The 11468-nt window shown below is 66.1% G+C and carries 6 protein-coding genes; 4 read left to right on the forward strand and 2 right to left on the reverse strand.

Annotation, left to right across the window (positions count from 1 at the left end; genetic code table 11):
- Nucleotides 1-966 (reverse strand): serine/threonine-protein kinase (locus VFW45_13350; protein ID HEU5181770.1); only part of this gene is annotated, 966 nt, incomplete at its 3' end.
- 119 nt (nt 967-1085) lie between these two features.
- Here VFW45_13350 and VFW45_13355 point away from each other — a divergent pair.
- The 4 genes from VFW45_13355 to VFW45_13370 all read left to right on the forward strand — a co-directional run bounded on the left by VFW45_13355 (nt 1086) and on the right by VFW45_13370 (nt 10222).
- Nucleotides 1086-3821 (forward strand): protein kinase, encoded by a 2736-nt coding sequence (locus VFW45_13355; protein HEU5181771.1) that lies wholly within the window; start codon nt 1086-1088, stop codon nt 3819-3821.
- A 206-nt stretch (nt 3822-4027) separates the two neighbouring features.
- Nucleotides 4028-7405: an amidohydrolase family protein gene (locus VFW45_13360; GenBank protein ID HEU5181772.1), complete on the forward strand. Its 3378-nt coding sequence runs from the start codon at nt 4028-4030 to the stop codon at nt 7403-7405.
- A 322-nt stretch (nt 7406-7727) separates the two neighbouring features.
- Nucleotides 7728-9278: a serine protease gene (locus VFW45_13365; protein HEU5181773.1), complete on the forward strand. Its 1551-nt coding sequence runs from the start codon at nt 7728-7730 to the stop codon at nt 9276-9278.
- Between the two features lie 272 nt (nt 9279-9550).
- Nucleotides 9551-10222, forward strand: a complete 672-nt coding sequence (locus VFW45_13370) for a Crp/Fnr family transcriptional regulator (protein HEU5181774.1) — start codon at nt 9551-9553, stop codon at nt 10220-10222.
- A 293-nt stretch (nt 10223-10515) separates the two neighbouring features.
- Here the strand turns inward: VFW45_13370 and VFW45_13375 are convergent, their stop codons facing one another.
- A complete protein-coding gene (locus tag VFW45_13375) occupies nt 10516-11271 on the reverse strand; it encodes a hypothetical protein (GenBank protein ID HEU5181775.1) in 756 nt (251 codons plus the stop codon).
- Nucleotides 11272-11468: the final 197 nt, after the last annotated feature.

The raw sequence follows: 11468 nt of genomic DNA on the forward strand, positions 1-11468 counted from the left end.
CACCGCTGCTCCGGCCGCCAGTATCAGGGCACTCGCCGCGCTCCAGGCGAGGCTCCAGCGCCGGCCGGGCGCGGGCGACGCGGCCGGCGCCTCTTCGGGCGCCTTGCCCGCGAGCCAGTCGGCCAGGACGATGCGCGCCTCGCCGATGTCGCGCAGCCGCTGCTTCACGTCGCGGTCGAGGCAGCGGCGCAGCAGCCGCCGGAGCGGCCCCGGAGTGTCGGACGGCAGCAGCTTCCAATCCAGCTCGGCGCGCAGGACTCCGGCCAGCGTGTCGGAGACCGTCTCGCCGGTGAACAGCCGCTTGCCGGTGAGCATCTCGAACAGGATGACGCCGAAGGCCCAGATGTCGGCGCGGCGGTCCACCGCCTTGCCGCGCGCCTGCTCGGGGCTCATGTAGCCGGCGGTGCCCAGGATGATCCCCAGGCGCGTCGCGGCCGCGGTCATCGTCGGCGACAGCGAGGCACTCCCGCCGCCCGCCGATTCCTCCTCCAGCGCCTTGGCCAGGCCGAAGTCGAGGACCTTGGCGCTGCCATCGGCCGCGATCATGACGTTGGCCGGCTTCAGGTCGCGGTGGATGATTCCCTTGTCGTGCGCCGCTTCCAGCCCTTCGGCAATCTGCAGGGCCAGACGAGCCGCTTCCGGGACGTCGAGCGCCCCCTGATCGATCCGGCTCGCGAGCGTCTCGCCTTCGACCAGCTCCAGGACGAGACAGCGCGTGCCGCCCGACTCCTCGACGCCGTAGATGGCGCCGATGTTGGGATGATTCAACGAAGCCAGGACCTGCGCCTCGCGCTCGAAGCGGGCGAGACGCTCGGGATCGCGCGCCACCTCGTCGGGAAGGATCTTGATGGCGACGGAGCGCTTCAGGCGCGAGTCGGTGGCGCGATAGACCTCGCCCATTCCCCCGGCGCCCAGAGGCGCGACGATCTCGTATTGGCCGATGCGGCTTCCCGGCTGAAGTGGCATGTTCGGGTGAGCGTATCAGATTTTCAGTGTCTGCGGAGCGGATCGGCCGTGACCTTTCGTGCTTGCCCGGTACCCGCGCGGCGCACCCTTTTCCATGGCTCGGCTATAATCCGGCGACCATGCCTCTCTCGCCAGGAGCTAAGCTCGGGAACTATGAGATCGTCGGTCCGCTCGGCGCCGGCGGCATGGGCGAGGTGTACCGCGCGCGCGACCCGCGCCTGGGACGCGAGGTAGCCCTCAAGATCATTCCCGAGATCTTCGCCAACGAGCCCGACCGGGTGGCGCGCTTCGAGCGTGAGGCCCGGGCTCTCGCCGCGTTGCAGCATCCCAACATCGCCTCATTGTTCGGCTTCGAGGAGGCCGGCTCGCGCCGATACCTGGTCATGGAGCTGGTCGAGGGGGACGATCTATCGCAACGCATCGCCCAGGGAGCGACCCCGGTCGACGAGGCTCTCGAGATTGCCAGGCAAATCGCCGAGGGGCTGGAGGCGGCGCACGAGAAGGGAATCGTCCACCGGGACCTGAAGCCGGCCAACATCAAGATCACTCCCGACGGCCGCGTGAAAATCCTCGACTTCGGTCTCGCACGCGCCTATCTGGGTGATTCCGCGGAAATGGCCGCGCAGGAAACCATGAACTCCCCCACCATGACGGCGGGCATGACGCGGCAGGGAATGATCCTGGGGACGGCGGCCTACATGAGCCCCGAGCAGGCGCGCGGCAAGCCGGCCGACCGGCGCGCCGACCTGTGGGCTTTCGGCGTGATCCTCTTCGAGATGCTTTCCGGCCGGCGTCTGTTCGAAGGGGAGACGATCTCCGACATCCTTGCCAGCGTCTTGAAGAACTCCCCCGACTGGACGCTCTTGCCGGCCGAGACGCCTGTAGCGACCCGCAGGCTTCTGGAGCGCTGCCTTGCGAAGGACCCGCGACGTCGGCTGCGCTCGGCCGGAGATAGCCTGCTGGATCTCGAATCCTCCGAGACGTTCACTTCGGCCGCGGCGGCGCCGGCAGCGCCCGTCCCCGCTGCGCGGCACTGGCGGGAGATTGCTGCCTGGGTCGTGGCCGGGGCAGCGCTGCTGCTCCTGCTCCTCCGATGGCTGCCCGTCAGTGGGGCGCGACCGCCGGCGTACGCCCAGCGGACCATCTCCCTCGAGATCGGACTCCCGTCAGGACAGAGGGTGTCGGCTTACACACCGCCGGTAGTCTCGCCGGACGGCCGCCGGATCGTCTATGGCACCTCCGACTCGGCGGCGCTCGATCCTTTCTCGGGGGAGCAGCTGCGCGGGCAGCTCTGGATGCGCTCCCTGGGAAGCTTCGCGTCAGAGCCGCTTGCGAATACGGCCGGGGCCCAGTTCCCTTTCTGGTCTCCCGATTCCAGCTCGATTGCTTACTTCCAGGAAGGCTTCCTGCGCCGCATGGATCTGGAGTCGCGCCTGTCGACCAATCTCTACGAGCGCGCCGACCTGAAGCAGGGGCCGCGTGGCGGGGCATGGCTGAAAGACGGAACGATTCTGTTCGCCCCTTCTCCCAACAGCGGCATCTTCCGGGTCTCCGCCAACGGCGGTGAGGCGGTGGAGGTGACGCACGTCGATCCGCAGCTGCCGGACGGCTCGCACCGCTTCCCGGTCGCGCTGCCCGACGGAGAGCACTTCCTCTTCCTGATCTGGAGCAACAACGCCGAAGCGCTGCGCACCGCCGGAGGAATCTACCTCGCCTCGCTCAAGGGAGGGCCGATCCGCCGCGTCCTGTCGGATGCCTCCTCCGCCGTCGTGCTTCCCTCCGGCTACCTGCTGCTGCGCCGGAGCGAGCATCTCACGGCGGTGCCATTCGACCTGACCACGTTCACGGCCGAGGCCGGCAAGCGGGCGATTCCCATCGACACGGCAGAGATGTATGACGCCAACATGGGCCTGGTGCCTGTGTCGGTCTCGCTGGCCGGGGACATCGCCTACAACACCGGCCTTGCTTCCATGCCTTCGACCCCCATCTGGCTCGACCTCCAGGGCCACGAAACCCCCATTCCGGCGCCCGAGAGCCGCTACGCCAGCCCCGTCCTGTCACGCGACGGGAAACGCTATGCCCTCACCCGCTGGGAAGGCAGCCTGCAATCGCAAATCTGGATCGGCGATCTGGATCGGGGCACCCTGGTGCCGCTGACCCACGGAGTCAACGACTCGTACGATCCGATGTGGGCCCCGGACGGGACGCGGGTCGCCTTCGTCAACCGCGACACCGGCAGCGAGGACATCTATATGCAGCCGGTGGAGGCGACCAGCCCGCGAGAACCGGTGTTCAAGGCAACGCTGCACGACACTCAGCTTTCGGGCTGGTCGGAGGACGGGCGATATCTGCTGTTCGTCTACGGCCCGCAGACCGGGGCCTCGCGCTATGAAATCTGGGTATATGACTTCCAGGAGAAGAAGGCGCGAGCCATCCTGACGGAGAACTTCGCCGTGCGGGAGCCGGCCCTGTCATCCGACGGCCGCTATCTGGCCTACACCTCGGAGGAATCGGGTCGGCCGCAGATCTTCGTCCAGCCGTTCCCGAAGCTGGACCGCAAGTGGCTGATCTCGCCGCAGGCGGGAGCGGAAGCCCATTGGAAGCAGGACGGCAAGGAGATCTGGTACATCGAGCCGAAGGCGGGCGGCCACCAGGCTATGTCGGTCTCCATCCAGGAGACTGCCGGAACGCTGGCGCCCGGCACCCCGAAGGCGTTGCTGACCTTCTCCAGCCGGATCGCCGTGGCGGTCCCTGACCCGGCGCACACCCGCTGGCTGGCGCTGCGGGAATCGCAGGACGAGGTCCCTTCTTCGCTGAGGGTGGTCCTGAACTGGAGCCCGGACCACTCGCACTGAACCTCCGAAGCTTCCGCCTGGCTGCCTGCGGCAGCTGGGTCATCGCTGGCTCGCCCGGCGAGCCCTCCGGGCAGGACTCGCATTGCCCCGGGGGAGCGATGGAAGAAGCGCAACCTTGACCGGGCGTTCCACGTAGAAACCGGAGTTCATGTTTGCAGAAGCATCGTTCCCGCCGTCGCGGCCGCCCGCCGCAGGAGACCCGTCCCATGAGACCTCGATTCATCCGTTGGTCGATGCCCTCAATCTGCCTGCTCCTACTGGCAACCTCCTTCTCCGCTCCCCGGGCCGTCCCCGGCGCTCAAGCGCCCAAGTCCGGAGCGACGCAGGACGCGAAGGACGCGAAGAAAGACGACAAGGACAAGAAAGAGGAGAAGAAGTGGGACGTGAATGCTCCGGGCGGGGAATGGTCCTCGATCTCCATCGACACCGAGGAGACCACCTGGACCAACGTCGACGTGAGCCCCGATGGCAAGACGATCGTCTTCGACGCCCTGGGCGACCTTTACACCGTCCCGATCGCCGGCGGTGAGGCGAAGGCGCTGACCCAGAGCATCGCCTGGGACCACCAGCCCCGCTACAGCCCCGACGGCAAGCGCATCGCGTTCATCAGCGATCGCGCGGGCGGCGACAACCTCTGGGTCATGAAGGCCGACGGCTCCGACCCGAAGGCCGTCACGGAGGAGAAGACGAACCTGGTCCACAACCCGTACTGGAGCCGCGACGGCGCCTATATCGTCGCGAAGAAAGGCTTCACCTCCACGCGCAGCATCCCGGCCGGCGAGATCTGGCTGTTCCACGCCGGCGGCGGCGAAGGGCTGCAGCTGGTGGAGCGTCCCAACGGGAACAAGGACCAGAAGAACATCGCCGAGCCCAGCCTCTCCCCCGACGGGCGCTACATCTATTACAGTCAGGACATTACGGCCGGACGCGTCTGGCAGTACAACAAGGACTCGACGGGCCAGATCTTCGCCATCAAGCGTCTGGACCGGACCACCGGCGAGGTCGATGTCCTGGTGGACGACCCGGGCGGCGCCATCCGCCCCACCCCTTCCCCCGACGGCAAGCTCCTCGCTTTCGTGAAGCGCACTCCGGCCTTCACCAGCGCGCTCTACCTGAAGGACCTGGTCTCGGGGAAGGAATGGCCGATCTACGAGCATCTCGATCGCGACCTGCAGGAGGCCAACGGCAGCATGGGAAACACCCCCGCCTTCTCCTGGACACCCGACGGCAAGTCGATCGTCTTCTGGTCGGCCGGCAAGATCCATCGCATCGACATCCGGACGAAGCAGGTCGCCGGGATCCCGGTCCATCTGCACGCCACCAAGCAAGTGCAGAAAGCGCTGCGCTTTCCGGTGGAGGTCTCCCCCGATCGGTTCCCGGTACGCATGATCCGCTGGGCCCAGATGTCCCCCGACGGCCGGCGCGTCGTCTTCCAGGCGCTCGGCCACCTTTACCTCCGCGATCTCAAGAGCGGCGAGCAGCGGCGGCTGAACCGCCAGGAGCAGGCTTTCGAGTTCTATCCTTCCTGGTCGCGCGACGGCAGGAAGATCGCCTACGTCACGTGGGACGATGACGCTTTGGGCCGGGTGCGCGTCACCTCCGCCGAAGGCGGGGCGGGCAAGGTGGTGACGCCGGAGCCGGGACACTACCTGGAGCCGCGCTTCTCCCCCGACGGGAAGCAGATCGTCTTCCGCAAGTTCACCGACGGCTTCATGACCTCCGGCTTCTACTCGATGGACCCCGGCATCTATCTCGTGCCGGCCGATGGCGGCACTCCGAAGCGGCTCAGCAAGTCAGGGTTCAATGCGCAGTTCGGCGCCACCGGCGACCGGGTCTTCTTCTCCGACGAGCTGGATGAGACGGAGCTGGTCCTCAAGAGCGTCGACCTGGAAGGACACGACGAGCGCGTCCACCTGAGAGGAGCTCAGGCCACCGAGTTCGCGCTGTCGCCCGACGGGCGCTGGGTCGCCTTCACCGAGCAGTTCAACGCCTACGTCGCCCCCTTCACGCTGACGGGCAAGCGCGTGGACATCGGCTCGAAATCGAAGTCGATCCCGGTGCAGCAGGTCTCCAAGCGCTCCGGCGAGTTCCTGCACTGGTCGGCCGACAGCGCCAAGCTGCACTGGTCACACGGACCGACGCTGTACACGCGCGAGCTGAAGGACGCCTTCTCCTTCCTGGAAGGAGCGCCCGAGAAGCTTCCGGAGCCGGTGGAGGAAGGGCTGGACCTGCGCTTCCAGGTCGCCTCCGACCGCCCGCAGGGACGCATCGCGCTGACCGGCGGCCGCATCGTCACGATGCGCGACGCCGGCGCCACCGAGGAGGTCATCGAGGACGGGACGATCCTGATCAAGGGGAACCGCATCGAGGCGATCGGCGAGTCGTCGCGCGTCGCCGTGCCGGCCGGGGCCGTGCGGGTGGATGTGTCGGGCAAGACGATCCTGCCGGGGCTGATCGACGTGCATGCGCATGGGGCGATGTCGATCAACGAGATCACCCCGCAGCAGAACTGGATGCAGTACAGCAACGCCTCCTTCGGTGTCACCACAATCCACGATCCGTCCAACGACACCAGCTCGATCTTCGCGGCCTCCGAGCTGCAGCGCACCGGAGCGATCGTCGGCCCGCGCATCTACTCCACCGGCACGATTCTCTACGGTGCCGACGGCCCCGGCTATCACGCCGAGATCGACAGCCAGGATGACGCCGAGTTCTATATCCGGCGCCTCAAGGACGTCGGGGCGATCTCGGTGAAGAGCTACAACCAGCCGCGCCGCGATCAACGCCAGCAGGTGCTCGCGGCGGCGCGCAAGCTGGAGATGATGGTGGTCCCGGAGGGTGGCTCCAAGTTCGAGCACAACATGACGATGGTGGTCGACGGCCACACCGGCATCGAGCATGCCGTGCCGATCGCCACCCTGTACGACGACGTGCTGCAGCTCTGGTCGCAGACGAAGGTGGGCTACACGCCGACCCTGGGCGTGGCTTACGGCGGGCTGTCGGGCGAGACTTACTGGTACGACCGGACGAATGTCTGGGAGGACAAGAGGCTGATGAGCTTCGTCCCCCATTTCGAGGTCGAGCCGCGCTCCATCCGACGGACGAAGGCCCCCGACGAGCACTACAACCATTTCTACGTGGCGCGCTCCGCCAAGCATCTGCGGGACCTGGGGGTCTCCGTGCAGCTCGGCGCTCATGGCCAGCGCGAAGGGCTGGCGGCGCACTGGGAGATGTGGATGATGGTCCAGGGAGGCTTCACGCCATGGGAAGCGTACCGGTCAGCCACCTGGGACGGAGCGCACTACCTGGGGATGGACCATGACATCGGCTCCCTCGAGCCGGGAAAGCTGGCTGATCTCGTCGTGGTGGACGGCAATCCCCTGGACGACATCCGGCTTTCGGAGAATGTCGCCTACACCATGATCAATGGCAGGCTTTACGACGCCGCGAGCATGAATCAGGTTGCCCCGGACAAGATCGAGCGCCGGAAGTTCTTCTTCGAGAAGGAAGGGGGCGACACGGTGCACCCGGCAACATGGGGCTGGCTCGAGTCGATCCAGCGCCGCTTCGGTTGGAATGACTGATCGGGGAGCGAAAGATTCTTATTGCAGCGTCCTGAGAGTAGGCGTAGATTCCCGACGCTATAAGCTCGTTCCAATTCGAGCATCACTCTCGGCTCGTACACGCTGACGGCCGGGTCCCTCTCACCGGCCACGAACGACCCGCTCGGGTCGCGATAGCCCGCGGGTCAGTGGGGTTTGGTTCCTGAGCCACCCCGGCCGCAAGAGAGACAAAACAGGCAATTGTCATCCGGTCCTTGCGCCCGCAAGGACCGGATGTACCGCTTCTCTCCCGCACGCAACTCTCTCCTTCCTCAACCTTTTTCCCAGAAAGGGGGACCTCCACATGTCCCGTAATCCGCTCCCGTTCCGTCTGGCGGCCACGGCTCTCGTCTTCGGCCTGGCTGCGGTCCTGGCGGTCGGCGCGTTTGCCGCGCCGCCCTCTTCACCCGGCAAGGGTGACCGCGATGCTCTCACCATCGAAGAGATGCAGGCAAGAATGCAGCAGCTCCAGAGTTGGCTGAGCAGCGAGACCCCCGGCCGCGCCGGCGACAATCCCATCCGGATCAGCATCTCCGACCAGGATCGCGCCAGCTTCTCCGGCAAGGAAATCCCGCTGAAGATTGGCTTGGTGAAGGCGGTCTCTCCGCGCGTCGTCGTCTCGGATCTCGATGCAGCGGGGATTTCGAAGGCCGAGCGGCCGATGGCCGGCGGCGTTCTTCAGGCAACCGACGACGGCGGCTTCATCTGGGCACGCTCCATCGTCTCCCCGGGGGCGCAGGCCATTCGCGTTCATATCAGCGATTTCGATCTTCCTCCCAGCGCGGACCTCTACTTCTACAGCAAGAGCGGCGAGGCCTATGGCCCCTACCAGCGCAACGGCCCCAATCGTGATGGCGATTTCTGGACCGCCTCGGTCGCCAGCCCCGAGGGGATCCTCGTTCTCAGGCAGTTCGGCCCCGCGACCGCCAACGAGATGCGACAGTTGACCTTTGCCATCACCGAAGTCGGGCATGTCGGCGGCCGTCCGGCCCCCACCCCGAGTCCCGAGGTCGCTCTGAACTGCGGCAACCCGAGCTGCGTCGAGGACGCGGCCTGCTACCTCAGCTCCCCCGTGCCCGAGGATGCCATTGCCAAGATGGAATGGATCGCCGGCGCTTTCATCTACACCTGCTCCGGCGGCCTGATGGCGGACCAGGACAACAACTCCAGCACCAATTACTTCCTGACGGCGAACCACTGCCTGAACCGCACCCGCGACGCGCAGAACGTCGAGTTCTACTGGCGCTTCCGCAAGAGCAGCTGCGGCGGCTCCTGCCCGTCCAACAACGGCTGGCCCTACCACACCACCGGCGCTTCCGTTGCGGCCACCGGCACAGGCGGCGACTTCACCCTGCTTCAGCTCAGCACCCTGCCGCCTTCCGGCACACCGGCCCTGGCCAATGACCACACCACGAACGCGGCCAACACCAACAACCTGGCGCTCTACCGGATCAGCAACCCGAACTTCGGCCCGCAGGCCTACTCGCAGCACAACGTGAGCACCAGCGCGCCGACCTGCACCGGCTGGCCGCGCGGCGAGCGCATCTACAGCCGCGACATCACCGGCGCCACCGACGGCGGCAGCAGCGGCTCCCCCGTGTTGAACGGCTCCGGACAAGTGGTCGGCCAGCTCTCCGGCTCCTGCGGCACCAACGTCAACGATCCGTGTGACGCGCAGAACAACGCCACGGTCGACGGCGCCCTGTTCTTCTATTGGAACTCGGTGTCTTCGTTCCTCGGCAGCGGCGGTGGCGGCGGCTGCACCCTCGGCCAGCCCGGCGACTCCTGCAACACCAACGCCGATTGCTGCTCCAACAACTGCAAGGGACCGTCCGGCAGGAAGACCTGCCGCTAGCAAAGCAGGAAAGCAAGATCGGAAGGCCCCCGGTCATCCGGCCGGGGGCCTTTTTGTTTTGTATGAGTTCCGTGGCTTTTTCACTTTCAATGGCCGCATCGGATCGTCTATGCTGGTGCCCCATCAAAAACACCGCCGACGGTCATTTTGAGGGAATGGGCCCACCCGCTCCGGCGCGGGAACAGGCGGCGATCCTGGTTACCGGTCACGGCGACCGTTCCTTGACGAGACCGCGAGACGCCGCCGAGGGCCGCGTTCGGAAGGAGGGAGGGATGAACAAATCAGAGAGGGACAAGCTGTTCCGCACCTATCCGGTCCTGGAGGGGCTGCCGCCGGATCTGGTCCAAAGGGTCGAGCAGGAGGCGAAGCTCATGTCGGCCCCCGCGGGGAAGCAGCTTTTCAGCGAGGGCTCTCCCTGCACCCATTACCCGCTTCTGGTGGAGGGAATCATCCGTGCCACCAAGAGCGGCCCGGACGGCCATGAAATCCTCCTCTACCGTCTCAATCCGGGCGAGAGCTGCGTCATCACCGTCGTGGCGCTGCTCGGAGAGACTCCCTACCCGGCGCGCGGCGCCGCCGAGACCGACCTGACGCTTTATGGCCTGCCGCGCAGCCTTTTCCTGGACGGCATTTTGAAATCCCCCGCGTTCCGGGTTTTCGTCTTCCGCTATCTCTCCGAGCGTATGTCGCATCTGATGGCGCTGATCGACGACGTGGCCTTCCGGCGGCTGGACCAGCGTCTCGCCTCGCGGCTGCTGCGTCACCCGGAGCCGATTGCCGTTACGCATCAGATGCTGGCCGACGAGCTGGGGACGACACGCGAGGTGATCAGCCGGACGCTGGAAGCCTTCGCCGAATCAGGAATCCTCAAGCTGGGCCGGAAGCGGATTGAGATCCTGAACCGGCAGGCGCTGGATAGGGTCCACCGTCCCCACGGGAGCTGACCCGGAAAACTGAGCCAAAAAATTGGGGGAAGCCCGAGGGCTTCCCCCAATCCCCTCTCCCTACGCGCAGCTGGTCGTCACTCGCGGGAGTGGTTCTGTGAATCCGGCGGTCCGCCCCCCGCCCTGGGTTACGCCTCAGCTCGACTCTCGACGCGTCTCCGAGGCCGGGGAGCGGGGTCATCCCTCGCATCAGCCGGAGGAGGAGGGAACCGCCGTTGACGGCACCGTATCAATCCCCCGGCGCCTCGTTCGGTGACCGCAGTCACATTCCGTACCATCGCTGTACTGTTTCCTCAATTCGGGTTCTCGCTCCAATCCGTCAGCTTCAGGGTATCGTCCTGGACCACCCCGATCCCCGGGCAGTAGAACTTCACGCTCTTGCCGGATTCGAGCGGGCTGGTCTCGACCACCTCGACGCATCCTGAAAAACTCCCGGCCGGCGTTGCGAGACTGAGGCCCATCGCCGCGTTGCAGGCGCGATCCTGGGCCACCGAGGGGGCGAGCTCCTGGTAATAGCGGGAGCCGAGAAGGAAGGCTCCCGGCATGACGATCCCAGGCTTGGCACCGGCCGTTCCTGCCCTCCACTCCCCCTCGTGGCCCACCACCTCGCCGTTCTCGTACAGGTCGACGCTCTCCCCGAAATAGAAGAAGCTGCCAGTCTCCTGGCAGAGGGCAAAAAAGTTCCGTGACACCTCTTCGAGCTCCCCATCGACCCGCTCCCTTTCCTCGACGACCCGGGTGGTCACTCCGTTCACGACCTCGGTGTCGCCCAGGACCGTGATCGTCACCTGATGAAACCCATCCTTCTCGTCCCCATCCAGCTCCAGCCAGTATCCCGGCTCGAGGACGAAGAAGGGCATCCGCCCGGTGTTCACGAAGGTGCAATCTGCGGTGCGGAAATCCTGCGTGAAATCCCCTTTACCGCAATCGGGAGGCTTGGTGGCGCCCCGGGCTGCTCCCCAGGCGATGGACAGTAGAGCACATCCGAGAAGCGCTCCCCGGAGTCGTAGGGCGTGGGAAAGGGCGTTTTTGTCTGCTGAAAGGTCCATGGGGTTCTCCTTTTGATGGATCGCGCCTGCGCGGCGAGCCCGAGCGCCTTGTCGGGGACGCCGGGAGATATGCCGGGCTCTGACGGATTGGAGGCTCATTCGGCTCGCTTTCCTTCGGAGGGCTGGACGATGGCCGAAGGATTTCCCCCCTTTGCCGCCTCTAATCTGTGCGACCATGCTGGCTGGGGGTGATGCGG

This window comes from Candidatus Polarisedimenticolia bacterium (assembly GCA_035764505.1).
Lineage (GTDB): Bacteria > Acidobacteriota > Polarisedimenticolia > Gp22-AA2 > AA152 > AA152.